We start from the raw sequence: 24363 nt of genomic DNA on the forward strand, positions 1-24363 counted from the left end.
GAGCTTGCGCTCGCGCGGATGCGGTAGGTGCGGTACAGTTAACGGGTTACAGGCAGTGTTTACGCAAGGAGTACACGAGCACATGGCTGATTCCCAGACTGCAACCTCCGCGCCCGAGTTCAAGAGCGCCCACTTTATCGGTATCGGTGGCGCCGGCATGAGCGGTATCGCTCTCGTTTTGCACGAGCGTGGCTATGCCGTTACCGGTTCCGACCTTAAGACCTCGCGCTACATTCGTCAGCTTACCCGTGCTGGCGTGAAGGTTCATGTGGGCCACGAGGCCGCCACGATCGATGAGGTCAAGCCCGACGTGGTCGTGGTCTCTACCGCTATTCCCGAGTCCAACCCCGAGCTTGTGCGTGCTCGCGAGCTCGGTATTCCTGTGTGGCCCCGTGCCAAGATGCTCTCGGCTCTGGGCCACGGCTACACCACCATCGCTGTTGCCGGTACGCACGGCAAGACCACGACGTCCTCGATGTGTGCCACCATGCTCGACCGCATGGGTCTGGATCCCAGCTTTTTGATCGGCGGTATCGTCGAGGGTTACGATACCAACGGAAAGAACGGCTCGGGTGACTACTTTGTCGCCGAGGCCGATGAGTCCGACAGCTCGTTCCTGTTCCTGAACCCCAACGTGGTCATCGTGACCAACGTCGAGGCCGACCATCTCGACCACTACTCGGGCATCGAGGAGATCGAGGCCACCTTTGCCAAGTTTATGGGCCTGGTTGGAGAGAGCGGTACCGTCATCGTTTGCGGTGAGGACCCGCATCTGGTCGAACTCGCCAAGTCGACGGGCCGCCACGTGCTTTCCTATGGCTTTGCCGAAACCAACGACGTCGTCTGCGTGCATCCGGATGTCAAGGGCATTCAGAGCGACTTTATCGTTCGCTTTGAGGATGGGACCGAGCATGCTGTCGAGATCAAGAGCAACCCCGGTCGCCACAACATGCTCAACGCAACGGCAGTGCTAACCGTTGCCCATGTCCTGGGTCTCGACGTCGATGCCGCAGCTGAGGCGCTTTCGAGCTTTGAGGGCGTCCGCCGCCGCTTTACCCATGTGGGCGATATTGATGGCATCAGCGTGGTCGATGACTACGGCCATCACCCCACCGAGATCAAGGCGACGCTCGCCGCCGCCTCGTCGCTAGGCTACAAGCATGTTGACGTCGTGTTCCAGCCGCACCGCTATTCGCGTTTGCAGGCGCTGTGCGATGACTTTGCCGATGCCTTCGCCAATGCCGATAAGCTGCTGCTCATCGATGTGTTCTCTGCCGGCGAGATGCCGATTCCGGGCGTAACCTCCAAGATGCTCGCTGATACTGTGCGCGCCAAGCACCCTGGCAAGGAGGTCGTGTACTGCTCCAGCCGTCTCGAGCTCAATCGTGAGCTCGAGAAGATGGTAGGTGAGGGCGATCTGCTGCTTACTATGGGCGCCGGCGACGTTACGACCGTTGGCCCTGAGTTCATCGAGTATCTGACTGCCAAGAAAGACGCTTAGCCCCTATGGGTCTGTTTAACGCCGTCATGGCGCTTTCGGGCATGATCGACACGGATGTAGTCGAGGATGAACGCCTTGCGCGTCATACGAGTTATCGTATCGGCGGCAAGGCCGACCTCTTCGTGACGTGCCATAGCTATCATGCCCTTCGTCGTGCCGTGGCAGTGCTCGACCGTGAGCAGGTGCCGTGGGTCATTATCGGCAAGGGATCTAATCTGCTCGTTGCCGATGCGGGCTATCGCGGCGCCGTCATTTCGCTGGGGCGTGAGTTTCAGCGCACCGTTGTTGCCGAGGACGGTTGCACGCTGACCGTTGGCGCGGGCGTTATGTTCGCACGTTTGGTCAACGATGCCCTGTCGCGCGGGCTTTCGGGCCTTGAGTTTGCGGTTGGCATCCCCGGCTCGGTCGGCGGCGCCGTATCTATGAACGCCGGTACGCGTACCGAGTGGATAGGTTCGCTTGTCGAGGATGTGGTCACGTTTGACCCGGCATCCGGCATTAAGCATTATGCGGGGTCCGAGATTGCCTGGGGCTACCGTGAGTGCAGCCTGCCGCGCAACGAGATTATTCTCGAGTGCGTGCTTAAGCTCAAGCCTGCGCCTAAGGCCGACATTCGCGAGCGTATGGAGCGGTACCTGACGAGGCGCAAACGCACGCAGCCCATGGGTCGCGCTTCTTGCGGGTCGGTCTTTCGCAATCCACCCGACGCGAGCGTTGGCAAGCTGATTGAGGATTGTGGATTAAAGGGTTTTTCGGTTGGCGGTGCGGAAGTTTCGCCCGTACACGCTAATTTTATCGTTAATAACGGTACCGCCTCGGCCGATGACGTGGCCGCGGTTATCAGGCATGTGCACGGAAAGGTGAGGGAGGCGTATGGCATCGAGCTCAGACCGGAAGTCAAATTCCTCGGCTTCTAGAGCATCGAAACCTACCTTCCGCCGCGCCGGAGGGCGTTCCGGCGCACCCGTCCAGCCTCAACGCAAGCCCCCTGTGTCCCCCAAGCCCGCTGGATCCGTACGGTCCGCCAAACGTCCGGTCGTCGGCTCGCAACTTGGTGGACGCCCTGCCGCAAAAAAGACGGTTCACCCGGCTCCGCGCCCCTCGGTGACGTCTAAGTCGGCGATGGGTGCCAAGCCCTCTCGCCCCATAGTGACGCCCAAGCCCTCGCTGGGGGCTAAAGCGACGCATCCCGGTCGTACGTTGGGCGCTGCCAAGCCGCGCTCGTTGACGTCGGTGCCCGCCACTAAGGCACCTGCGACCAATAAGGGTATCAATCCGCTGTCGTCGCTTGGCGCCATGGCGAGTAAGACGTCCGAGGCCGCCTCTGCCGTTAAGGGCAAGGGCAAAATCGTGGGCGGTATCTTGGCGGCTGTGGCCGTGCTTGCCGTCGTTGCCATCGTCGTTATCAATTCCGGCCTGTTTGCCGCTACCGATATTCAGATCGAGGGCAGCGAGCATGTGACCAAGCACGATGCCATGCAGCTGATCAGTCTGCCCGAGAACACATCGCTCTTCAACGTAAATCCCGACCAGATTACCGAAGATCTCAAGCAGAACCCGTGGGTTTCGGGCGTGGACGTTCAACGGCAGTTTCCCCACACGCTCGTCATTACGCCGACGGAGCGCAAGGTCACCGCGATCGCTTATATAAGTTCCGACGATCTTGCCTGGGCCATCGGAGACGATGACACCTGGATCGCACCGCTTTCGACCTCTGTGGAGGTGGACGACCAGGGAAATGTCGTCACTTCGGGTGAGGGCGCCAACACGTTGAGCGGTATCGATGCTGCGTTGGCGCTGGCCAAGCACTACGGGGCCGTGCTGCTTACCGATGTCTCGGCTGATGTCGAGCCGGTCTCGGGGCGGGCTGTTTCTTCCAAGGCCGTTAAAGCGGGCCTGGATTACGTGCGTGGTTTTTCCGGCGAATTCTTGGCGCAGATCAAGGATATTTCTATACCTTCGGTCGAGGCCATCTCGGCGAATCTTGATAATGGCGTTGAGGTCTCGCTGGGCGATTCTGATGATATCGCCAAGAAGGAACGCGTCGTGACCAAGCTTCTGTCGCAGGTAGAGGGCGTAACCTACATTAACGTTCGGTCTCCCGGCAACTATACGTTTAGAAACGCACCGACCGCTTAGCGTCGGTGCGTGGCTTTGTTGAGGGGCCATACCACGCCGTTTATCTGGTTTGTTTGGTTTTCACGGTCAATTATTTGACTGATACGTTCATAATGTGCAAACATAATACGGTTTACCTTTGCATTTACTTTCAACCTGAAGGTTAATGTGCGCAGGGGTCAACCCATGCTATGGCTATAACCTTTGTTCGGAGGACCGACATGCACGAGACAGAGATCAACAACTACCTTGCCGTCATTAAGGTGGTCGGCGTCGGCGGCGGCGGTACCAACGCGGTCAATCGAATGATCGAAGAGGGCATTCGTGGCGTCGAGTTTGTTGCCATCAACACCGATGCTCAGGCGCTCGCGATCTCTGATGCCGATATCAAGGTCCACATCGGCACCGACCTTACCCGCGGCCTGGGCGCTGGCGCCAACCCCGAGGTTGGTCGCAAGGCTGCCGATGAGTCCCGCGATGACATTGCCGAGGCACTCGCTGGCGCCGACATGGTGTTCATCACCTGCGGTGAGGGCGGTGGCACCGGCACCGGCGCCGCTCCCATCGTTGCCGATATCGCGATGAACGAGGTCGGTGCGCTGACCGTCGCCGTCGTGACCAAGCCCTTCACCTTCGAGGGCCGCAAGCGTAAGAAGAGCGCCGAAGAGGGCATTAAGACCCTTTCCGATTGCGTCGACACCATGATCGTTATCCCTAACGACAAGCTGCTCGACATCGCCGAGAAGAAGACCACCATGCTCGAGGCCTTCGCGATTGCCGATGGCGTCCTTTCCCAGGGCACCCAGGGCATTACCGACCTCATCACCGTCCCGGGCATCATCAACCTGGACTTCGCTGATGTTAAGACCATCATGAAGCAGGCCGGCACCGCCATGATGGGTATCGGTACTTCTTCTGGGGACACCCGTGCCGTCGACGCCGCCCAGCAGGCTATTTCCAGCCCGCTGCTCGAGAGCTCTATCGATGGTGCTACGCGCGTCCTGCTCTCCATCGCCGGCTCCAAGGATCTGGGCATCCAAGAGATCAGCGACGCTGCCGACGTTGTCGCCAACGCCGTCGATCCCGAGGCCAACATCATCTTTGGTACCGTTGTTGACGAGTCCCTGGGCGATCAGGTGCGCATCACCGTTATCGCTACGGGCTTCTCCGACTCTAATGTCAACCGTCAGGATGAGCTCTTCGCTGCCCAGCAGTCCCAGAGCAAGGCTTCCGTTGCCGAGCCTCAGCGTACCGCTCCCGCTGCAAACTCGGCTCAGTCTGCCCCGACCCGCAACGTCGGCGGTACGGAACTTCCCAATTTTGGTAACGACCAGTTCGAGCTTCCCGACTTCCTTAAGCGTGGTAGCTTCTAGTTCGTTTTTCTCAACGACCTGCACGGGGTGTATCCATTTGGATGCACCCCGTTTTGTTTCTCGTTTGTAAACGAAAGCCTCCAATCTCTTTACGTTCCCCTTACGTTTGGTCCCTACCGCTGCGGGTATCCTTTTGTAGAAGTATGGCAGCCGTATGGCACGGACTGCTGCGGCTTGGCCGCGATACTTGTGTTATTAGGAGGCTTTAGTATGGCAGCACGTGCGGACAACGTTTCGCGTGTCGACCATGATGGAGTTACGTTGGTAGAGGGCGCGACGCACGATGTCCGCTTTGCCTTCACCGAACGCACTGGCGGTGTTTCCGAAGATGCGTACTCCTCACTCAATCTGGGCTCGCATGTTGGCGATGACCCCTTTGCCGTTCAAGAAAATCGTCGCCGCGTACTCGAGGCCATGGGTGCCGCCGAGTGCGAGCACAACCTGCTTGTCCCCAATCAGGTACACGGTGACAATGTCGTGACGGTGACCTCGAACGGCGCCGATGATCTCGAGAACATTCGCGAGCAGATTGCCGAGGGCTGCGATGCCCTCGTCTGCACGGCGCATGAGGTGCCCGTGATGCTTTGCTTTGCCGATTGTGTTCCCGTTGTGCTGGTGGCTCCCGGCGGCTTTGCCGTGGTGCATTCTGGCTGGAAGGGCACGATTGCGCGCATTTCCGCCAAGGCGTGCCAAGCGCTCTGCGAGGCGGCTGGCTGCAAGCCAGACGACATCTCTGCCTATATTGGGCCTCATATCCTGGGTGACGAGTACGAGGTGTCCCAAGAACTTATGGACCGCTTTGCCTCCGAGTTCGCGTGCATCGATGCTGCCGCTTCTCGTATGCTCGATCTTTCCGCCGCCATTCGCGAGGCGCTGATGGACGCCGGCGTCGAAGCGAACGGCATTGTGGACGCCAAGCTCTCCACCGTTCGTCATAACGACCGCTTTTATTCCTACCGCAACGAGGGCGGCACCTGTGGGCGCCATGCTGCGATCGGCGTGATGCTATGAGAAAGATCGCATCGGTCCTAAGCGCGGCAGTGCTCACGCTTACGCTGTGTGCCTGCTCCTCGGGATCTTCCACGTCTTCTATCACCGTGGCCGGCTCGACCACCTGCCTTCCCATTGCCGAGATTGCGGCCGAGGGCTTTAAGGAGGAGACCGGCACCGACGTGCTCGTCTCTGGCCTTGGCTCTTCTGCCGGTATCGAGGCCGTCAGCAACGGCACGGCTGACATCGCCAGCTCGTCTCGTGGCCTCAATGCCGACGAGCAGGATCTGGGCCTGACCCCGATTGTAATCGCGCACGACGGCATCGCAGTCATCGTGAACGACGATAATCCGGTCGACAACCTCTCGACCGAGCAGCTTCGCGACATATACGCCGGTAAGATTACCAACTGGAAGGAAGTCGGCGGAGAGGACCTGAAGATTCAGGTTATTAACCGCGATGAGGCGTCCGGTACGCGCGAGGCCTTCCGTACCATCGTGATGGACGGCACGCCGTTCGATCGTCGCTCTGCCGTTCTTTCGGGCACGGGCCAGGTGCGCGATGTCGTGTCCCGTTCGCGTGGTGCCATTGGCTACATCTCGCTGGGTTTTGTCGAGAGCCTCAACGCTAAGACTTCGGTTAAGGCTGTTTCGGTCAACCATGTCGAGGCATCCGAGAAGACGGTCGCAAGTGGCGGCTACCCCATCTCGCGCGACCTTTACTTCTTTGTGAAGGGTACGCCTTCGCAGCGTGCACAGGACTACATTGACTATGTGACGTCGGAGAAGATGGACAAGCAGATTCGCGAGGCGGGCTTTATTCCCGTCACCAACGACGGAAAGGGGAGTGAGTAGCATGGAAGCACAGGAAACCCCCCAGATTGAGCGAGAGGCTCAGGCGCCAAAAAAGCGTGAGTTGGCGTTGGTGTCGCGCAGCACCTATCTCAAAGAGAAGGCGCTGCAGTGGATCTTCTTTGCTTGCGCGTTCTTGGCGGTCGTTACCGTCATCCTGATTTTTGTCTTTACCACGTACTCGGCGTTGCCCGTCTTTACCGACATCGGTCTGGCGGACTTCTTTAGCTTTACGTGGGCGCCCTCCGAGGGCCACTACGGCATCATGTCGCTGCTGGCGGGCTCTGGTCTGGTGACGGTCGGTGCGCTCGCCATGGGTGTGCCCCTGGGTGTGGGCACGGCCGTGTATCTGGTCGAGATCGCCGGCAAGCGCGTGCGCAGTCTCATCAGCCCCGCCGTCGACCTGCTGGCGGGTATCCCCTCCATCATCTACGGTTTCTTTGGCATGGTCATCATCCGTCCGTTTATCGCGCAGCTGACCGGCGGTCTTGGCTTTGGTGCGCTGACGGCGTGGTTCGTGCTCGCCATCATGATCGTTCCCACCATCACCACGCTCACCATCGATGCCCTCAATTCCATTCCCATGGGCATTCGCGAGGCATCCTATGCCATGGGTGCCACCAAGTGGCAGACCATCTACAAGGTCGTGCTGCCTGCAGCCAAGTTGGGCATCGTCGATGCGATTGTCTTGGGCATGGGTCGTGCCATCGGTGAGACCATGGCCGTGCTCATGGTCGTTGGCAACGCTCCGGTCATCCCGGACAGCATCTCGAGCCCCATCTCGACGCTCACGAGCCAGATCGCGCTCGACATGAGCTATTCCTCGGGCCTGCACCGCTCGGCTCTGTTTGGCATGGGCGTGGTCCTGTTTATCATTTCCGCCGCATTGGTGGGCATCGTCCGTCTGATTTCCAAGAAGAAGAGGGGGTAGGCTATGTCCGATTCCGTTGACACGACGGTCGATACGACCTCGTCGCGCGAACGCATCAAGCGTGCCCTTTCCCATGGTAAGAAGGGCCGCATCAACAAGGATCTGTCCAACAAGATTATGCTCGGCGTGTTTCGTGCCGCGGCCTATATCACCACGCTGGTGCTGGTCGCCATCATCGCCTATGTAGTTATCAACGGTCTGCCGCACATCTCGCTCGACTTTATCTTTGGCTGGCCGCAGGGAGTAAACGCCGAGGGCGGCATTTGGCCCACTATCGTCTCGACCGTCTACGTGACGGCGCTCGCCATGCTCATCTGCACGCCGGTTGCCGTCTTGGCTGCTGTCTATCTGGCTGAATATGCCAAGCAGGGCAAGGTTGTCGACATCATTCGCTATGCTGCCGATGCCCTGGCCTCGGTGCCCTCCATTGTTATGGGCCTTTTTGGCTACGCCTTGTTTGTCGAGGCCATGGGCCTGGGTCTTTCGATGGTTTCGGCCGCCCTGGCGCTCGCACTTCTGATGCTGCCCATTGTCATGCGTACCACCGAGGAGGCAATCCGCGCCGTTCCGCGCTATATCCGTTGGGGCGCATATGGCCTGGGTGCCACCAAGTGGCAGGTCGTCTCCAAGATCGTGCTTCCTTCGGCTTTTGGCCGCATCGCCACCGGCATCGTACTTGCCATCGGCCGCGCCATCGGCGAGACCGCCGTGGTGCTCTACACCATGGGCCAGGCCATCAACCTGCCTATTTCGCCGCTCGATTCCGGTCGCCCCATGACCGTTCACCTTTATCTGCTTGCCAATGACGGCATCAACATGAACGCAGCCTACGGCACCGCGCTTTTGCTGATGGCGATTATTCTGGCCTTCAACCTGTTTGCGCGTTATCTGTCGCGCAAACGCCGCTAGTTAAGGAGTCCCATGTCCGTCTATCAGTCCGCTCCCACGCTGGAGCAAGCGGCCATCACGGCCAAGGATTTCAACTTTTGGTACGGTGACTTTCATGCGCTGACGGGGCTCGACCTCAACATCGCCAAAAACGCCATTACCTCGTTTATCGGCCCTTCGGGCTGCGGCAAATCGACGTTTTTGCGCTGTATCAACCGTATGAACGACCTTATCGAGGGCACGCGCGTCGAGGGCACCATGACGCTCGACGGCAACGATATCTATGCCGAGGGTGTCGACCCGGTCGACCTTCGCCGCCGCGTGGGCATGATTTTTCAGCAGCCCAACCCGTTCCCTAAATCCATCTACGAGAATGTTGCTTTTGGCCCTCGTCTGCAGGGCGTGACTAGCAAAAGCGACCTCGATGACATCGTGGAAGAATCGCTCAAGCGCGCCAACCTCTGGAAAGAGGTATCCAATCAGCTCAACAAGGATGGTTTGGCGCTCTCGGGTGGTCAGCAGCAGCGTCTGTGCATCGCGCGTGTGCTCGCGGTGCAGCCCGATGTCCTTCTGATGGACGAGCCCTGCTCCGCCATCGACCCCACGTCCGTCTCCAAGGTCGAGGATCTGATGGCCGAGCTGGCGCCCGAGATGACGATCATCATCGTCACACATTCAATGCAGCAGGCAGCTCGCATTAGCGACTACACCGCCTTCTTCTTGCAGGAGGTTGCCGGCGAGCCCGCCACGCTCATCGAGTATGGTCAAACCGACGCGATCTTCACCAGCCCGGTGGATTCGCGGACGGAAGACTATATCACCGGCCGCTTTGGCTGATCGGTGCGACTAGTCCCAAGCCGATCGGACCTGGTCCGGTGCGTATTCACTGTGCGGGCGGCATGACCGCACCCAACTGATTGGAGTGAACCATGCGCAAACTGTTTTCCCGTCAGCTCGTCGAGGCTCGTCACGAGATGTTGAGCATCTACGAGGCTGTAGACCTGGCTCTTCACGACGCCGTGAAGGCCTATGTGACCGACGACCGCAAGCTCGCCACCAAGACCAAGAAGCGCACGCTTTCGATTGACGCGCGCTGCGCCAACCTGGAGGCCGTGTGCTACAACCTGATCGCTACGCAGTCGCCGGTCGCCTCCGACTTCCGCTTGCTGCAGACAATCATCTACGTCGACTTTAACCTGCAGCGCATGACCGATAAGGTTCGCCAGATCTGCCGCGCCACGCGTCATATGGTCAAGGCCGATATCTCGCTGCCCCAGGAGCTCGTCGGTACGGTTGAGGCCGAGGCCGAAGCCGTATACCAGGTGCTGGGCTCGTCGCTTTCCGCGCTCGTCACCAACGACATGTCCATCATCTGCAACCTGGCCGTCGAGGACGAGCCGGTGCATGCGGCCTATGAGAAGTTCTTCCGTACCTTCAACCGCATGGACGCGGGAGAGTTTATGGACGACGACAGCAACTATGACGATCTGCGCCGCGCCATCATGGTTTCACGCTACCTCGATCGCATCGCCTCGATTTCCATCGATGCCGCCTGCCGTCTGACCTTCCTTTTGACCGGCCAGCGCATGAACGCCGGCGATATCGCCCGTACGGACGAGGATGAGCTCGAGAGCATGCGCGTACCTTCGGGCGAGGGCGTCATCATGAGGCCCGCTGTCGATGCGCGCTTTGTTGCCAAGGTGCCCGCTAACGAGGTGAGCGAGGGTCTTCGCTACCTGCTCGAGCACCTCGAGGACGAGGACGATACCGAGGATGACGAGGAGTAGGGTAGCTCCGTTCGTCGAAAGATTGTAAATACCTAAGTGAGCGCGGCCTTGCACATGCAGGGCCGCGCTCTTGCGTTAGCATGGGACTACTTGTATGGCTGTTAGCGGAGGCGATTGGCAATGGATAATTATTTGAACGTGATGCGCGCTCGCCGCGAGCAGATTCTCGAACGCTTTTATGCCGCACTCGATCGCGCGGGGCGTTCTCACGATGCCGCCCGCCTGATTGCCGTCTCCAAGACCGTTGGCGTCGATGAGACCGTTGCCGCCATCCAGGCAGGGTATCGTCATTTTGCCGAGAACCGTCCGCAGGAGCTTGTTCGCAAGCTTGCGGGGCTGGCGGAGCATCCGGAGCTGCCCGAGGTGCGCTTCGATATGATCGGTAATCTTCAGACCAACAAGATCAATGCGGTGCTGGGTGCGGCCGAGCTGATTCATTCGGTGGGGTCGCTTCATTTGGCGCAGGCTATCTCGAGCCGTGCCGTCCGCAAGATTGAGGCGGGCGAGCTTGCCGGTCCTCAGCATGTGCTGATCGAGGTCAATGTAAGCGGGGAGGAGTCCAAGGGCGGCTTTTCGCCCGATGAGGTTCGTGCCGCGGCTGGCGAGCTTGCGGAACTTGAGGGAATTTGTGTGCAGGGGCTTATGACCATGGCACCCCGGGGGAATAAGGATGTGGCGCGCCGCACCTTTGCCGGGCTGCGTGAGTTGAGGGATGAGCTGGAGACGGCACACCCCGATCTGTGTCTGCCTGAGCTTTCTTGCGGCATGAGCGAGGACTTTGAGCCTGCCCTTGAGGAAGGCTCGACGCTTGTTCGCCTGGGCAGGGTAGTATTCAGCCCGGAGTTTGAAGTAAAATAAGAGCCTGAAGTGCGCGCTGATTATCAGAGCGCCTGCATTAGACCGTGAGAGGACACAACCATGGGTTTCCTTGACGAAATTAAAAATAAAATGCACCTAGGCGGCCAGCAGGGTTATGACCAGGGTTATGGCCAGGATGATGACTACGGTTACGATGACGGCTATGACGACGGCTATCAGAACAACGGCTATAGCGGTGCTTCGGGCGAGGGCTTCTACACGCAAGATGAACCGAGCAATGGACTGCTGGGGCAGACACGCCGCGGAGAGGCTGAGTCGGTTGCTGTGTACACGCGTTCCGGTCAACTGATCGGCGACGACTCCCGTCACGCTACGACGTACAATCCGCCTTCGCGCTCTCAGGATGCCGCTGCGGGCGGTTATCGTCCCGGCGCCTATGACACGCCGTCAAGCTACGCCGAGAACGCTCGGGTCCGCGCTGCCGCTGTGCCCGCTCCTGCTTCAACGCCGAGCGATGCCTCTGCCTATGCGAGCAATATCATCAACGCCACGCCTCAGTTGCCGGCCTACGTTCTTCGTCCGGAGAGTTATGACGACGTGGAGACGGTCGTGCGCCGCGTGCGTACCAAGCAGCCTGTCGCGCTGATCTTTGTGGGCGTTCGCACCGAGGTCGCCAAACGCGTCCTGGACTTTAGCTATGGCTTTGCCTGCGGCCTGGGCGCTTCGGTCAAAGAAGTGGGAGATCGCGTGTTTATGGTGCTGCCCGCCGGCTGCGAGGTCAAGGATTCGGATCTTAAGAAGCTTCGCGCCGACGGCTATCTCAAGTAAAGACAAGGCGAGGAGATTCCCATCAACATCTACACCATCGTTCAGCTTGTCAACACGCTGTTTAATTTTTATTCCACGTTGATTGTGGTCTACTGCTTTATGACGTGGATTCCCATGAAGCAGGGTGGTTTGCTACAGGATATCGCGGCGGTGCTCGACAGCGTTTGCGGCCCTTGGCTCAACCTGTTTCGCCGGTTTATGCCGCCGATGGGCGGTATCGATTTTTCACCGGTCGTTGCGATTATTGCGTTGCAGTTGGTGCAGAAGCTCATTCTGCAGCTACTTATAGGTATACTCGTATAGGACTGGCTCAGTAACCTATGTCGGGCGCTTAGCGCCAAGGCGATGATAAAGGAGAACTTGTTATGGCTATTACCCCTGCTGACATCCAGGCTCAGACCTTCTCTGAGGCCAAGCGCGGCTACGATCCCGCCGAGGTTGACGTCTTCCTGGAGACCCTGTCCTCCGAGGTCGACGCTATGCTTGCCAAGATCGTTGATCTTAAGGGTCGCCTGACCGCCACCGAGCAGCAGCTTGCCGATACGCAGGCTCAGCTTGCGCAGGCCCAGGATTCTGCCGCTCAGGCTGCCCCTGTCGCCACTCCCGCTCCCGATTTCTCCGCTCAGGAGCGTCAGATTTCCGCCGCTCTCATTGCGGCTCAGCAGACCGCCGAGGCGATTGTCAACGACGCTAACGAGAATGCTGACCGCATCCGCAACGAGGCCGACGCCAAGGCCCGCGAGGTCATCCGTCAGGCCCTGACCGAGAAGCAGGCCGAGCTCGAGGAGATTGACCGTCTGAAGGCTTCCCGCGAGGAGTTCAAGGCCGAGTATCTCAAGCTCATTCAGCACTTTATGGACGATGCTCAGAATTCCTTCCCGGCCGATCTGCTGGCTTCTACGCCGGTCGGTTCTGCGGCTTCTCCTGCCGTGACCATGCCTGCCGCCGAGCCGCTGCCTGTCGCTGATCCGGTTGTCCCCGTGGCCGACCCCTTCGCCCCGATTGACAACTTTGCCGCGGACGACCTGGACTAGCGCTAAAACTACAATCTAGCCCCTTAGAAGGAGCTCGCGCTTGCGAGCTCCTTTTTTGTAGCTGTATACGGGTTGGGAAACAAAACGCCGAGCTCTGCGTGCGATAGGGCAGAACTCGGCGAACGTTTGAGCGGTAAAAGGTAGATTTTAGGGCATGGGCCAAAAAACTACTTGAGGAGGAAATTGGATAGGGGAATGGTGCGGGCCTCGCGATGCTCGGGGTCGGCGATATGGTCGGCGGGATAGCCGCAGACGAGCATGTGGTAGGGATAAACGCCCTCGGGCAGGTTGAACTGCTCGCGGGCTAGCTCGGGCTTAAAATGGCATACCCAGCACGTTCCCAGGCCCTGTTCCTCGGCCTCCATCATCATCTGATCGCAAACAATCGAGGTGTCGATAGCGCTGGAGTTCATCTGGTCATAGGGACGCACCCAAGCATCGTTGGTAACGCTGCAAACGAGGAAGATGAGCGGAGCGCCAAAGATGGACCCATCACGAGCAAACCGAGGTTGACAAGCAGCTGCCTTTTCCAGAAGCTCAGGCGTATCCAACACCATCACACGGGTTGGATGATTATTGCAAGCAGAAGGAGCAATGCGTCCAGCCTCAACAATGGTATCCACCACAGCCTGCTCAACAGAACGATTCTCAAACAAACGACAAGAATACCGAGACCGAGCCAGATCCAAATACCCCATAACCAAACCTTCCAAAGTCAGCAAACAAATCCAAAGTAAAATAAAGGGTACCCAAAGCACCATCCACCCAAACGCTCGGTACAGTTCCAAAGTATTCAATCAGGTATAAAAGGCCGCATCAGCCAAACCCCCATTGAATTCAAATCATCAGCCAAGGTTCCCAATGGCGGTACGCAAGGCGAAGGCCCGACACCTATTTACTTTCGAACGACTCTGCCGTGCAGCCGGAGAGAGAAAGCAAATAGGTGCCGGGCCTTCGCCGGTGGGACGCGTACCACTAATTAACCGCTTTTGAACGACTCTGCTTGCAGCCGGAGTGAAAAAAGGTTATCAGTGGTCGGGCCCGCGACCGATGGGACGCGTACCCCAATTAACTGTTCTTCATGACAATCGAATCCACGACATCGGCCACATTCTCGCAGCAGTCGGCGCAGTACTCCAAGAAGGCGTACACGTCACGCCAGGCGATGACCTCGAGCGGGTCCTTGCCGTTGACGTGCAGGTTACGCATGGCGTTGATGTAGAGTTCGTCGGCCTCGGACTCGATGGTGTTGATCTGGATGACGAGCTCGCGCAGCGTTTTGGACTTGCGGTAGTTGGGCAACTCGACCATCAGGTCCTTCATGGCGCGGCAGGCGTCGGTCACCTTGTGGGCGATCACGATGGCATCAGGGTGGATGCTCTGGATGTTGGTGAAGTAGAGGCGCTGTACGACGCCCTCAATACGGTCGAGCACGGTATCGAGCGAGCAGCTCATTAGGTTAAGGTCCTCGCGCTCAAGCGGGGTGATAAAGGCCGTGAGCAGGGCGTCTTCGAGCTCATGGTGCTTCTTGTCTGCTGCATGCTCAATCGCATGCATCTTCTCGAGCATATCGTGGATCTGCGCGGGGTCAAAGTTCTCAAAAATCTTGGTGAGCAGCTCGGCTGCCTGAACGGCAAAGTCGGCGCAGGCGACGTAGTTGTCAAAGTAGAACGAATCGGGTTTCTTTGCCATGAGTGATCCTTTCGGGGCGAAGACGGGTGGGCGAGGTAATGCGGTCCGGATGGACGTTCGGTTTGACTAGAGGAACATCATGAACAGCCTGGCCATGACAAAGCTGATGAGTCCACAGGCGGGGAAGGTGAAGAACCACGTGAACATCATGTCCTTGACCACGCCGAAGTTGATGGCCGAGAGGCGCTTGACGGCGCCGACGCCCATGATGGCGCAGGTCTTGATGTGCGTGGAGGACACGGGGATACCGGTGAGCGTGGCAAGCAGCAGGTTTGCGGCTCCTGCCAGGTCGGCAGAGAAGCCCTGATACTTCTCGAGCTTAACCATGCTCTGGCCGACGGACTTGATGATACGCTCACCGCCCACGCTGGTGCCGATGCCCATGGTGGCCGAGCACAGCAGCATGATCCAGATGGGGATGCCGGCGTCGCCGACGCCGGTCTGTCCGTTGGCAAAGGCGACACCTAAAAAGAGCACGCCGATGAACTTTTGTCCATCCTGCGCGCCGTGCATAAAGCTCATGGCCGCGGCGCTCGCGATCTGAGCATATTTAAAGAAGACGTTGGCACGTCGCCTGTTGGCGGCAGCGAAAAGAATCGAGACGAGTTTGCACAGGACCCAGCCCATGACAAAGCCCAGACCGATGGAGAGCGCCAGGCCGTAGATGACCTTCATCCACTCGTGGACATTGACGCTGCTGGCGCCGCCGAGGGCGATGGCAGCGCCGGTCAGACCGGCGATGAGGCTGTGGCTCTGCGAGGTGGGGATGCCAAAACGCGATGCCGTGGCGCCGTAGACGACGATGGAGAACAGGGCCGCGCAGAGGCACGCGAGCGCCATGGTGCTGTTTCCGCCAAAGTCGACGATATGGGAGATGGTGTTGGCAACGCTGGCATTAAAGTGCGTCATGATGAGCACGCCCAAAAAGTTGAACGCGGCACTCATGAGAATGGCGGCGCGGGCGGGCATGCAACGCGTGGTGACACAGGTCGCGATGGCGTTGGGCGCGTCGGTCCATCCGTTGACGAAGATGGCGCCGAGCGCGAGGAACACGGTGACGGCAAGGACTGGGTTCGAAACAAGTTGGCCGAGGAAGGCTGAGAACGTTACGTCCATATATGGGCTTTCTCGAAGTTTGCAGAAACGTTACAAAAACATGATAAATCGTATCACCTCCTGCGGGTTTCTTTACCGAGTTCTGACGGGAGAAGTGAATTTTTTGGCACTAAAATTGAATATTAGCCCTGTTGACCGCGGGTGTTCTTTTTGCTAACACGCCGTGAGGACACGTGCGCTCGCTCCGACACCCCAAAACCACAGTCTGTTCGCTTTACAATATGCAAACATGCGTTCGATAATAGGGGCATGGAATATCGACAGACAGATGGCAAAGCTCGGCGCGTGCACAAGCAGTATGTGGACGTCGTGGCCCGCATCCTCGCGGGCGGACAAGTTGTGCCGGTTACCGTCTGCTGGGTCGACGGTCGCTGCTTTACAATTGACGAGATTGTCTCGTCTACCGGTTTTGGCCTGACGGTTCACGGCATTCGTACGGCAACCTATAAGGTTCGTTTTGGCGGACATACGACCGAGCTGTATCTGGAAGACCAGGCGCGTGAGCGACCGGATGGCTCGCAGGCTCATCTGATGCGGTGGTGGGTGTGGGCGTTCGACCGCACACTCGAGAGTGAGCGCCGCGGGTAAGAGCGCGCGCCATTCGGGTACAATGGCAGGAATCTTGTCACCTACGGCGCTGTCGCGGCGCTTTTTGAAAGGACGAAATTATGAACGATATCCAGGGCTATCAGAACGGCCCCATCGAGACCGGCGCAAGCCGTGCTAAGGAGATGTCGCCGCGCGCGTACAACCTTGCCATGTCTGCCCTGATCTTTTTGGGTTTTTGCGCTATGGGCGCTGGCGCCTACTTTACGGGCACCATGTCGTTTGCGCGCATGATGATGAGTGGCGCCGCCCTGCCGCTGGTCTTTGGCTCGTTTATCCTGACCATTGTCGGCATCGTCATGATGTCGGCCGCCGCCAGCAAGCAGTCCGTGGGCCTGTCGCTCGCGGGTTACGCGATCTTTGCGAGCACCTTTGGTCTGACCGCGTCGTTTGGCCTTGCCAACTACGACCTGCCCACCATCAACACCGCCTTTATCGCCACTGCCGCCATCACCTTTGTCTTTGGCGCACTGGGCGTGACCTTCCCCAAATTCTTCCAGCGTGTGTATGGCATTGGTTTTGGCATTCTGCTTGCCACGATTCTGGTCGAGATCGTGCTGATGTTCATGGGCGTCTCGCAGACCATCACCGACCTGATCGTGATTGTGGTGTTCGCCGGCTTTATTGGCTACGACACCTATGTGGCCACGACGGTGCCGCCCACGCTGCCCAACGCCGTGCTCATGGCGTCCAACCTGTTCGTGGACATTATCAACGTGTTCCTGCGCATCCTGAACATCCTTGGTCGTCGCGACTAGTGCCAGATTGCAGCGGTGCTTGCCGCGCGCAAATCGATGCGAAAGGCGGTCCTTCGGGGCCGCCTTTTTTGTACGCGGCGGGGTATCATGGATGGGAAAAGCCGATAGCGGCAGCGACCGAGAAAGGTGACCACTTATGGCAGACGTCGACAACAGGAACCGTAACCGTAGGCCCAAACGCGCGGGACAGCCCAATCCCAAGCGCGAGGCCCGTGCCAAGGCCGCCGAGCGTCACGTGGCGACTGTGTCCGAAGCGTGCGCAAAGGATATCGAGCGCTCGCTTGCCGGCGTGCGCGAGTTCGAGGGCATGCCTGCCGGATTTGTCGCGGCGATGAAGGCTAAGGCCCAGGTGGCTGCTGCCGAAGAGCAGGTTGCCGATGAGTCTGAGGCCGCCGAGGTTGCGTCTGCCGAGACCGAGGTCGTGGCCGAGCCTGTGCCCGCAGAGGAAGCCACGGAGACCGAGCCCGCGCCTGCTGCCGAGGAGCCCGCTCCGGTCCTGCCCGAGGTCACCGTGCTCGACGCCTCTGCCACGCAGGCCATTCTGGATAACGGCCGAGGCTACGCGCAGTTCTGCGACATGGCCGTGCTCGCCTTTGCCTCGTTCACCAACCCGGGCGGTGGCTACATCCAGGGCTATCTGGGTCAGGAGGCCACGCTCTGTGCCGATTCGTATCTGTACAATGTGCTCGATAAGCAGCGCAAATGGTACGGCGAGAACCGTCGCCGCAACATCAACTGTGAGCTGTACCGCAACCGTGCGCTGGTGGTGCCTGCGGTGCGCTTCGACCGCAACCACGTGCATGCGTACGCCGACGTGATCGTTGCCGCTGCGCCCAACGCCAAGCGCGCTCGCCAGGAGTATCGCGTGGGTGACGATGCCCTGCTGGACGCCCTGCGCGATCGTATCCGCTTTGTGCTGGCCATCTGCGACGAGCTTGGTCGCGAGAAGCTCGTGCTGGGCGCCTGGGGCTGTGACAACAACGGCTTTGACGCCGAGGCCGTGGCCGAGCTCTTCCGCAAGGAGCTCGCATCGGGCGACTTTAAGGTCAAGCAGGTCTTCTTTGCCGTGCCCTCTACGCGCTGGGACGAGGATTTTGCCAAGTTCGAGCACGTGCTGGCAAGCTTCCCCGAGCGCAACGAGGAGTCCTATGCCCAGGTTGCCGCCCGTGCCGCGGCCGCCCGTGCCGCCGAGCAGGCTCATGCCGCTGCCGAGGACGACGAGGATGATGACGACTGGCGCAAGTATCTGTAATCGGTGCGCGCTGACAGATAGGTCGAGCCGGCGGGAGGGGCTGCTCCCGTCGGCTTTTTGCTGAAGGAGGGGTTTGCGATGAAAAACGTCCTGTGCTTTGGTGACAGCAATACCTATGGCTACGATCCGGCGGGCATGCGCGATGGCACCGCGGTGCGCTATGCGCACGATGTGCGCTGGTGCGGCGTGGCCCAGCGCGAGCCGGGCGATATCGATTATCTGCACATGATGCCCGAAAGCCACGAGAGCCTGGGCCACGCCGTGGCAGCCAAGCTCCAAGAGATGCTTGGTCAGTAGCGCGACCCCAAACCACCACAAAGGGACAGGCGCCTTTGTGGTGGTTTGTGCGGTGGTTTTGGCTGCTGGCTTTTTAGTACTGCCACATGTGGTTGACGGGGCCGGAGCCTTTGCCCATGTTCAGGCCGGCGGCGAGAGCGCCGGTTAGGTAGGCCTTGCCGGCGTTGACGGCATCGGCAAGATCCATGCCCTGGGCCAGCGCGCAGGCGATGGCGGACGAAAGCGTGCAGCCGGTACCATGCGTGTTGGCGGTCTCGATGCGCTTGTGGCGGAACCACGTGGTGAGCGGATCGCCCAGGTGGTTGCCCTCGTCATCGAGCGGCGCGGGCTCTGCTAGCACATCGTTGGCCTCGTTGACAAAATGCCCGCCCTTAACGAGGGACGCGCAGCCAAAACGGCGGGTGAGGAGCATGGCGGCGTTTTGCTGCGTGCGCTCGGAATCGACCTCGTAGTCGAGCAGCGCCATGGCCTCGGGAATATTGGGCGTGATAACGCTTGCCAGTGGGAACAGGCGGCGTGTAAGCGCTTCGGCGGCGTCCTCGGCGATGAGACGAGCGCCCGAAGTGGCGACCATGACGGGGTCGACGACGATATTATGTGCGTCCCAGGCGCTCAGGCGGTCGGCTATGACTTCGATAATCTCGGCAGAAGAAACCATGCCGATCTTGACGGCACTGGGGCGGATATCGTCAAAAACGGCATCGATTTGCGCCGCGACAATATCCGGGGAGATGTTCTGCACGGCGGTGACGCCTAGGGTGTTCTGTGCGGTGATGGCCGTGATGACCGTCTCGGCATACAGGCGGTGCGCCGTGATGGTCTTGATGTCGGCCTGAATGCCGGCACCGCCGCTGGAATCGGATCCTGCGATGGACAGGACGGCAGGTACCTTACTACGATCCATGTTCGCTCCCTTGTTCGGTCGGATTCAAATGGGTCTCCTGCCCGCATTATAAAGTTGCCCGGGCCGGCTGTATGCCGATCCCGGGCGGGTGGCGCAATCTTTACGTAAATGTAAGAAAATGTTCACACGTCAACAATTGACGAACGCCTTGTGGCCGATTATGGGTCCGGTGACGAGTTAGTCCTCCATGCCGAGGTCGATCGTCGTGCCCTCGAACACCTTGTTGACGGTGCGGACGGCGCACATCTTGCCGCACATGGTGCAGGTGCCCTCGGTGGCAGCAGGGGATTCCTCGTAGCGCTTCTTGCCGGTGACCGGGTCGAGCGCGCACTTCCACATGGCGTCCCAGTCGAGCTTGCGGCGTGCCTGGCCCATCTTGTCGTCCATGTCGCGGGCGTGGGGCACCTTTTTGGCGATGTCGGCGGCGTGTGCGGCAATCTTGGTGGCCATGAGGCCGTCGAGCACATCCTGGGCGTTAGGCAGGCATAGGTGCTCTGCCGGTGTCACGTAGCACAAAAAGTCGGCACCCGAGCTCGCGGAGATGGCGCCACCGATGGCTGCGGTGATGTGGTCGTAGCCCACGCCGATATCGGTCACCAGCGGCCCGAGCACGTAGAACGGGGCGTTGTGGCACAGGCGCTTCTGCAGTTTCATGTTGGCGGCGATCTCGTCGAGCGCCATGTGCCCCGGGCCCTCGACCATGACCTGGACGCCGGCGGCCCAAGCGCGCTTGCACAGCTTGCCCAGCTCGATCATCTCGGCGGTCTCGGTGGCGTCGTTGGAGTCGTAGAGGCAGCCCGGGCGGCAGGAGTCGCCGAGCGAAATCGTCACGTCGTACTCGTGGCAGATCTCGAGCAGCTCGTCAAAGTACTCGTAGAAGGGGTTCTCGTTGCCGGTGACCTCCATCCAGCCAAACAGCAGTGAGCCGCCGCGGCTGACGATGTTCATGAGACGGCCGGTCTCCTTAAAGGTTTTGGTGACCGACTTATTGATGCCGCAGTGGATGGTCATAAAGTCCACGCCGTCCTCGGCGTGCGCGCGCACGACCTCGAACAGGTCGTCCTTGGTAAGCTTGACAAGCGGCTTTTCCATGTAGCCGATGGCGTCGTACATGGGGACGGTGCCCACCATGAGCGGCGTCTCGTCGATGAGCTGCTGTCGGAATTGGCGCGTCTTGCCCGAGTTGGAGAGGTCCATGATGGCGTCGGCGCCAAAGTCCTCGGCGATCTTGACCTTCTTCCATTCCTCGGCGGCATCGGCCTTGTCGCCCGAGATGCCCAGGTTGACGTTGACCTTGGTAGACAGGCCCTCGCCGACGCCAAAGGCACGCATGCCCTTTTTGATATGCACGATGTTGGCGGGAATGGCGATGCGGCCGTCGGCCACGCGCTCGCGGATGTACTCGGGGTCGCGATGCTCGCGTTCGGCAACCTCCTTCATCTGCGGTGTGATTTGCCCGGCGCGGGCGAAATCGATTTGCGTGACGAGCTTGGGCTCGGTCTGTGTGCTCATTGGCACGGCTCCCTTCGTTGGCATTACCCATATCAGGTTTGCGGGTCAGGGCGGGCGCGCCCAGTCTCAGCCTGCCGTCTTGTCCTGCAAGCTCCCCGTTTATGTGGCGGGCTCAAGTATAGCTCGAATGGGTACGATTGACGCGACGAGCATGCCCGCGGGGAGGCGAACATGGAAGACAAGCATCTGTATCGAGAGACGCAGTGGGATGTGTCGGCCGAGGAGAGCCGCGCCCATCATGGGCTGGTCGCAATTGGTTTCGCGATTCTTGTCGTGATGGTGATTGCCTGTTGTATCTGGACGTTTGGCGGGCGTGGGGGAGTTTCCTGGACGTTTGAGGCGGACGATAGCCTGCCGATTATGACGGCGAAGGTCGCGGGTGGCAATACTGTTGCCGCGCCGGGCGACTATTGGTATCCGCGCGACAAGTTTGTGCAACTGCAGCTGAGCGGTGGTTCCATTCCTGGTGAAGAGATCGAGCGTGTGACCTTCGATGCGTCGCTTAGGACGCTGTCGGTCGAGCTCAAAAATCAGGGGGATGTACCCACGACCATGGATATAGCCCTGACGGAATGGCGCCTGGAGCCTCCGTCGGGTGTTGAGGCGTCCGAGGTGGAGCACGTTAAGGTTACCTACCAAGATGGCTCGACGAGCGAGATTGCAAAAGCCGACGGCCTGGCGGAATAGACGCCGTGCCTAGGCAGCACATTCAAAAGTAGCGGTAGTCCTACAAGGCCTGTTCGTTCAGGAAGACCAAAGTGTTTTTATTTGAAAGCTCGGGAAAGTAACGATAACCAACGTCGAACGCGGTGAGCCCGCTTACATCCTCGAACTTGTTTTCTGCCATCCAGCGCACCATGGAGCCGCGCGCTTTTTTGCTGGCGGTCGAGCGTTGGATGGGCTTGCCGTTGCGGATGCCTTCGCCAAAGAGACATGTGACGACCGTGGCGTCGGTGGTGAGGCGGGTCAGAACGGCTTTGGCGTATTCCGCGCTGGCGAGGTTGACGATCGTGGCGTTGGAGCCTGCCGGAGCGATGACCCGTGCGAGCTTGTCGCCCCAAAACGCGTAGAGGTCTCGGGCATCGTCGACGGCAAGCTTCGCGCCCATCTCCAGTCGATACGGTTCAACGGCATGAAAGGGGCGTACGCATCCGTAAAGGCCCGAGAGGATCCACAGATGGTCTTGCAGCCATGCGAGCTGTGCGGAATCCATCACCTCGGGCGCCATGCTTTGGTATTGAATGCCGTGATAGGACATGACGGCAGGGGAGAGGTGACGGGCGAGTGCGGGATTGTCGAGATCGCCGCTTTGCAAGATGGGCTCGAACTCATGCAGGGTGTTGAGGCAGGGCCCCAGCAGTTTGTCACTCACGTTCCACAGCGCCTGCAGGCTGCCGCTGCCTTCATTCCGCTCGATATCTAGCAGTGCGCGGTGGAGGCGAGCCGTCTCGCGCACAAAGGGTGGAATGCCCAGGACTTCAAAAGCATCTTGGGCCGCGCGCATCTGCTTGGCGGGCGAAATGATGACCTGCAGCATGGACTCTCCTCTGCCAAAAAGGAAGTTGCGGTGTAATACGGTCTGTTTTGGCCGTTTATGGGCCAGTTTAGTCCGTATCTCACCGCAACTGATGAAGGGTTGGTTAGGCGCGCTCGATGAAGGCCTTGTAGCCGCGATAGGCCTCGTAGATATCGGCCTTGTTGGCGACCTCCCACAGGGCGTGCATGGACAGGACGGCAACGCCGGAGTCGATGACGTTCATGCCGTACTTGGCCATGATGTAGGCGATGGTGCCGCCGCCGCCCGCGTTGACGCGACCGAGCTCGCAGGTCTGGAAGTCCACGCCGGCCTCGTCCATAATGTCGCGGATGAGGGCCATATACTCGGCGTCGGCGTCGTTGGAACCGCCCTTGCCGCGGCTGCCCGTGTACTTGTTAAAGCACAGGCCGCGACCCATAAAGGCTGCATTCTTGGTCTCGAACTTGCCGGCGTAGCCCGGGTCGAAGCCGGCGGACACGTCAGAGGAGAGCATGCGGCTGTGGGCGAGTGCGCGGCGCAGGGCCAGCGGGCTGCCCTCGCCGGCGAGCGTCATGATCTCGGCGACGGTGTTCTCGAAGAAGCGGCTTGTCATGCCGGTGGCTCCCACGGAGCCAATCTCCTCCTTGTCGACGATGAGCGTGATGCTCGTGCGCTCCACGTTGGCCACATTGATCTGGGCGAGCATGGAGGGGTAGGCGCAGACGCGGTCGTCGTGGCCATAGCCCAAAATCATGGAGCGGTCGAGGCCCATGTCGCGGGCGGGGCCGGCGGGCACGACCTCGATTTCGGCGGAGAGGAAGTCCTCCTCCTCGACGTCGTACTGCTCCTTGAGGATATCCAGGAACATCTGCTTGACGGGCTCGGTGGGGGCGTCCTTGTCGTCCTCGTCAAATTTTACGGGACGGCCGCCCACGATCACGTCGAGGATCTCGGCGTCGACGGCGTCCTTGGCGGGCTTGGACATCTGCTCGCTCGAGAGGTGGATCAGCAGGTCGGAGATGGTAAAGACCGGATCGTCGGCCTTGTCGCCGATGTTGATGTCGACGGTGGTGCCGTCCTTTTTGCAGATGACGCCCACGAGTGCGAGCGGGGAGGCCACCCAGTGGTAGCTCTTGACGCCACCGTAGTAGTGCGTGTCGAGGTAGGCCATGTCGCCGGCCTCGAACGCGGGATTCTGCTTGAGGTCCAGGCGCGGCGAGTCCACGTGGGCGCCCAGGATGTTAAAGCCCTGCTCGAGCGGGGCGGTGCCCAGGTTGACGAGCATAAGATCCTTGCCGTGGTTGGCGGCGTACACCTTGTCGCCTGCCTTGAGCTCGCGGCCTTCGGCGATCACGGTCTCCAGGTCGACGTATCCCGCCTCCTCGGCCATCTTGATGCCGGTCTTGACGCACAGGCGCTCGGTCTTGTTCTCGCTCAAAAACTGCTTATAGCCGCGGCAAAGCTCCTCGAGCTCCTCGATTTGCTGTGGCGTGTACTTTTTCCATGCGCAGGGACGCTCCATGACGCAGGCTCCTTTCGGATCGATCGTGCTGGTTGTTGTACCGTGAGCCATCGTATCACGCGCGGGCT

26 protein-coding genes are annotated in these 24363 nt (G+C 59.7%); 19 read left to right on the forward strand and 7 right to left on the reverse strand.

All coding sequences use genetic code 11. From position 1 onward, the window contains the following. The first annotated feature begins 82 nt into the window (after nt 1-82). From murC to ACTM82_RS00890, 14 genes are all read left to right on the forward strand, one after another. Nucleotides 83-1501, forward strand: coding sequence for a UDP-N-acetylmuramate--L-alanine ligase (gene murC, locus ACTM82_RS00825; RefSeq protein ID WP_441053964.1), 1419 nt, complete (start codon nt 83-85; stop codon nt 1499-1501). Between the two features lie 5 nt (nt 1502-1506). Next, entirely contained in the window at nt 1507-2418 is a 912-nt protein-coding gene (gene murB / locus ACTM82_RS00830; RefSeq protein ID WP_154515248.1) for a UDP-N-acetylmuramate dehydrogenase, read from the forward strand. Nucleotides 2419-2605: 187 nt separating this feature from the next. Beyond that, complete coding sequence (locus ACTM82_RS00835; RefSeq protein ID WP_441016687.1) at nt 2606-3640, forward strand: cell division protein FtsQ/DivIB; 1035 nt, start codon at nt 2606-2608, stop codon at nt 3638-3640. A 200-nt stretch (nt 3641-3840) separates the two neighbouring features. Then, the gene (gene ftsZ, locus ACTM82_RS00840) at nt 3841-4992 is read left to right on the forward strand and encodes a cell division protein FtsZ (RefSeq protein WP_441016690.1); all 1152 of its coding nucleotides are present in this window, start codon (nt 3841-3843) and stop codon (nt 4990-4992) included. 210 nt (nt 4993-5202) lie between these two features. Then, nucleotides 5203-6003, forward strand: a complete 801-nt coding sequence (locus ACTM82_RS00845) for a polyphenol oxidase family protein (protein WP_441053962.1) — start codon at nt 5203-5205, stop codon at nt 6001-6003. Continuing rightward, a complete protein-coding gene (locus ACTM82_RS00850) occupies nt 6000-6836 on the forward strand; it encodes a phosphate ABC transporter substrate-binding protein (RefSeq protein WP_427727615.1) in 837 nt (278 codons plus the stop codon). The genes ACTM82_RS00845 and ACTM82_RS00850 overlap by 4 nt, the downstream gene beginning before the upstream one ends. A 1-nt stretch (nt 6837) precedes the next feature. Next, the gene (gene pstC / locus ACTM82_RS00855; protein WP_427719203.1) at nt 6838-7764 is read left to right on the forward strand and encodes a phosphate ABC transporter permease subunit PstC; all 927 of its coding nucleotides are present in this window, start codon (nt 6838-6840) and stop codon (nt 7762-7764) included. Nucleotides 7765-7767: 3 nt separating this feature from the next. Continuing rightward, the gene (gene pstA, locus ACTM82_RS00860; RefSeq protein ID WP_427727613.1) at nt 7768-8673 is read left to right on the forward strand and encodes a phosphate ABC transporter permease PstA; all 906 of its coding nucleotides are present in this window, start codon (nt 7768-7770) and stop codon (nt 8671-8673) included. Between the two features lie 12 nt (nt 8674-8685). After that, complete coding sequence (pstB, locus tag ACTM82_RS00865; RefSeq protein ID WP_089571588.1) at nt 8686-9489, forward strand: phosphate ABC transporter ATP-binding protein PstB; 804 nt, start codon at nt 8686-8688, stop codon at nt 9487-9489. 92 nt (nt 9490-9581) lie between these two features. Continuing rightward, a complete protein-coding gene (locus ACTM82_RS00870) occupies nt 9582-10439 on the forward strand; it encodes a phosphate signaling complex PhoU family protein (RefSeq protein WP_427719211.1) in 858 nt (285 codons plus the stop codon). Between the two features lie 120 nt (nt 10440-10559). Further along, a complete protein-coding gene (locus ACTM82_RS00875; RefSeq protein WP_441053960.1) occupies nt 10560-11297 on the forward strand; it encodes a YggS family pyridoxal phosphate-dependent enzyme in 738 nt (245 codons plus the stop codon). 60 nt (nt 11298-11357) lie between these two features. After that, entirely contained in the window at nt 11358-12086 is a 729-nt protein-coding gene (gene sepF, locus ACTM82_RS00880) for a cell division protein SepF (RefSeq protein ID WP_154515266.1), read from the forward strand. A 57-nt stretch (nt 12087-12143) separates the two neighbouring features. Next, entirely contained in the window at nt 12144-12389 is a 246-nt protein-coding gene (locus tag ACTM82_RS00885; protein ID WP_154515268.1) for a YggT family protein, read from the forward strand. A 62-nt stretch (nt 12390-12451) separates the two neighbouring features. Beyond that, complete coding sequence (locus tag ACTM82_RS00890) at nt 12452-13120, forward strand: DivIVA domain-containing protein (RefSeq protein ID WP_154515270.1); 669 nt, start codon at nt 12452-12454, stop codon at nt 13118-13120. Nucleotides 13121-13287: 167 nt separating this feature from the next. On the opposite strand, the gene ACTM82_RS00895 is transcribed toward ACTM82_RS00890, so the two are convergent. The 3 genes from ACTM82_RS00895 to ACTM82_RS00905 form a co-directional block, all read right to left on the reverse strand. Continuing rightward, nucleotides 13288-13818, reverse strand: coding sequence for a nitroreductase family protein (locus tag ACTM82_RS00895; protein WP_441053958.1), 531 nt, complete (start codon nt 13816-13818; stop codon nt 13288-13290). A 370-nt stretch (nt 13819-14188) separates the two neighbouring features. Continuing rightward, nucleotides 14189-14812, reverse strand: coding sequence for a DUF47 domain-containing protein (locus ACTM82_RS00900; protein WP_427719219.1), 624 nt, complete (start codon nt 14810-14812; stop codon nt 14189-14191). Nucleotides 14813-14878: 66 nt separating this feature from the next. Then, nucleotides 14879-15928 carry an inorganic phosphate transporter gene (locus ACTM82_RS00905; RefSeq protein WP_427719222.1) on the reverse strand — a complete coding sequence of 350 codons (1050 nt, stop codon included), beginning with the start codon at nt 15926-15928 and terminating at the stop codon, nt 14879-14881. A 285-nt stretch (nt 15929-16213) separates the two neighbouring features. On the opposite strand from ACTM82_RS00905, the gene ACTM82_RS00910 reads away from it, so the two are divergent. The 4 genes from ACTM82_RS00910 (at nt 16214) to ACTM82_RS00925 (ending at nt 18841) form a co-directional block, all read left to right on the forward strand. Then, entirely contained in the window at nt 16214-16516 is a 303-nt protein-coding gene (locus ACTM82_RS00910; RefSeq protein ID WP_195838523.1) for a hypothetical protein, read from the forward strand. Nucleotides 16517-16596: 80 nt separating this feature from the next. Then, nucleotides 16597-17292 carry a Bax inhibitor-1 family protein gene (locus ACTM82_RS00915; protein WP_154515280.1) on the forward strand — a complete coding sequence of 232 codons (696 nt, stop codon included), beginning with the start codon at nt 16597-16599 and terminating at the stop codon, nt 17290-17292. A gap of 136 nt (nt 17293-17428) precedes the next feature. Next, complete coding sequence (locus tag ACTM82_RS00920) at nt 17429-18544, forward strand: TIGR02452 family protein (protein WP_441053956.1); 1116 nt, start codon at nt 17429-17431, stop codon at nt 18542-18544. Nucleotides 18545-18622: 78 nt separating this feature from the next. Beyond that, entirely contained in the window at nt 18623-18841 is a 219-nt protein-coding gene (locus ACTM82_RS00925; RefSeq protein ID WP_441053954.1) for a hypothetical protein, read from the forward strand. A 73-nt stretch (nt 18842-18914) separates the two neighbouring features. Here ACTM82_RS00925 and thiD read toward each other — a convergent pair whose 3' ends face one another. Both thiD and thiC read right to left on the reverse strand, forming a co-directional pair. Further along, complete coding sequence (gene thiD, locus ACTM82_RS00930; protein ID WP_441053952.1) at nt 18915-19745, reverse strand: bifunctional hydroxymethylpyrimidine kinase/phosphomethylpyrimidine kinase; 831 nt, start codon at nt 19743-19745, stop codon at nt 18915-18917. Between the two features lie 177 nt (nt 19746-19922). Continuing rightward, a complete protein-coding gene (gene thiC, locus ACTM82_RS00935; RefSeq protein ID WP_099431544.1) occupies nt 19923-21257 on the reverse strand; it encodes a phosphomethylpyrimidine synthase ThiC in 1335 nt (444 codons plus the stop codon). A gap of 171 nt (nt 21258-21428) precedes the next feature. Here thiC and ACTM82_RS00940 point away from each other — a divergent pair, with 171 nt between their 5' ends. Then, nucleotides 21429-21944 carry a hypothetical protein gene (locus tag ACTM82_RS00940; RefSeq protein ID WP_441053950.1) on the forward strand — a complete coding sequence of 172 codons (516 nt, stop codon included), beginning with the start codon at nt 21429-21431 and terminating at the stop codon, nt 21942-21944. Between the two features lie 40 nt (nt 21945-21984). Here the strand turns inward: ACTM82_RS00940 and ACTM82_RS00945 are convergent, their stop codons facing one another. Beyond that, nucleotides 21985-22794 carry a YaaA family protein gene (locus ACTM82_RS00945; RefSeq protein WP_427795802.1) on the reverse strand — a complete coding sequence of 270 codons (810 nt, stop codon included), beginning with the start codon at nt 22792-22794 and terminating at the stop codon, nt 21985-21987. 103 nt (nt 22795-22897) lie between these two features. Further along, entirely contained in the window at nt 22898-24295 is a 1398-nt protein-coding gene (locus tag ACTM82_RS00950) for an aminopeptidase (protein WP_154515295.1), read from the reverse strand. Between the last annotated feature and the right edge of the window lie 68 nt (nt 24296-24363).

Source organism: Collinsella sp. HCP3S3_E5 (assembly GCF_052067635.1).
GTDB lineage: Bacteria > Actinomycetota > Coriobacteriia > Coriobacteriales > Coriobacteriaceae > Collinsella.

Excerpts from the sequence above, each read along its gene's own strand:
- murB (WP_154515248.1), top strand. The coding sequence starts at position 1,507 with ATGGGTCTGTTTAACGCCGTCATGGCGCTTTCGGGCATGATCGACACG.
- ACTM82_RS00890 (WP_154515270.1), top strand. The coding sequence starts at position 12,452 with ATGGCTATTACCCCTGCTGACATCCAGGCTCAGACCTTCTCTGAGGCC.
- ACTM82_RS00915 (WP_154515280.1), top strand. The coding sequence starts at position 16,597 with ATGAACGATATCCAGGGCTATCAGAACGGCCCCATCGAGACCGGCGCA.
- ftsZ (WP_441016690.1), top strand. The coding sequence starts at position 3,841 with ATGCACGAGACAGAGATCAACAACTACCTTGCCGTCATTAAGGTGGTC.
- pstA (WP_427727613.1), top strand. The coding sequence starts at position 7,768 with ATGTCCGATTCCGTTGACACGACGGTCGATACGACCTCGTCGCGCGAA.
- murC (WP_441053964.1), top strand. The coding sequence starts at position 83 with ATGGCTGATTCCCAGACTGCAACCTCCGCGCCCGAGTTCAAGAGCGCC.
- ACTM82_RS00940 (WP_441053950.1), top strand. The coding sequence starts at position 21,429 with ATGGAAGACAAGCATCTGTATCGAGAGACGCAGTGGGATGTGTCGGCC.
- ACTM82_RS00875 (WP_441053960.1), top strand. The coding sequence starts at position 10,560 with ATGGATAATTATTTGAACGTGATGCGCGCTCGCCGCGAGCAGATTCTC.
- thiC (WP_099431544.1), bottom strand. The coding sequence starts at position 21,257 with ATGAGCACACAGACCGAGCCCAAGCTCGTCACGCAAATCGATTTCGCC.
- ACTM82_RS00925 (WP_441053954.1), top strand. The coding sequence starts at position 18,623 with ATGAAAAACGTCCTGTGCTTTGGTGACAGCAATACCTATGGCTACGAT.
- pstB (WP_089571588.1), top strand. The coding sequence starts at position 8,686 with ATGTCCGTCTATCAGTCCGCTCCCACGCTGGAGCAAGCGGCCATCACG.
- ACTM82_RS00920 (WP_441053956.1), top strand. The coding sequence starts at position 17,429 with ATGGCAGACGTCGACAACAGGAACCGTAACCGTAGGCCCAAACGCGCG.
- ACTM82_RS00945 (WP_427795802.1), bottom strand. The coding sequence starts at position 22,794 with ATGCTGCAGGTCATCATTTCGCCCGCCAAGCAGATGCGCGCGGCCCAA.
- ACTM82_RS00900 (WP_427719219.1), bottom strand. The coding sequence starts at position 14,812 with ATGGCAAAGAAACCCGATTCGTTCTACTTTGACAACTACGTCGCCTGC.
- ACTM82_RS00850 (WP_427727615.1), top strand. The coding sequence starts at position 6,000 with ATGAGAAAGATCGCATCGGTCCTAAGCGCGGCAGTGCTCACGCTTACG.
- ACTM82_RS00950 (WP_154515295.1), bottom strand. The coding sequence starts at position 24,295 with ATGGAGCGTCCCTGCGCATGGAAAAAGTACACGCCACAGCAAATCGAG.
- ACTM82_RS00895 (WP_441053958.1), bottom strand. The coding sequence starts at position 13,818 with ATGGGGTATTTGGATCTGGCTCGGTCTCGGTATTCTTGTCGTTTGTTT.
- ACTM82_RS00870 (WP_427719211.1), top strand. The coding sequence starts at position 9,582 with ATGCGCAAACTGTTTTCCCGTCAGCTCGTCGAGGCTCGTCACGAGATG.
- sepF (WP_154515266.1), top strand. The coding sequence starts at position 11,358 with ATGGGTTTCCTTGACGAAATTAAAAATAAAATGCACCTAGGCGGCCAG.
- thiD (WP_441053952.1), bottom strand. The coding sequence starts at position 19,745 with ATGGATCGTAGTAAGGTACCTGCCGTCCTGTCCATCGCAGGATCCGAT.
- ACTM82_RS00905 (WP_427719222.1), bottom strand. The coding sequence starts at position 15,928 with ATGGACGTAACGTTCTCAGCCTTCCTCGGCCAACTTGTTTCGAACCCA.
- pstC (WP_427719203.1), top strand. The coding sequence starts at position 6,838 with ATGGAAGCACAGGAAACCCCCCAGATTGAGCGAGAGGCTCAGGCGCCA.
- ACTM82_RS00845 (WP_441053962.1), top strand. The coding sequence starts at position 5,203 with ATGGCAGCACGTGCGGACAACGTTTCGCGTGTCGACCATGATGGAGTT.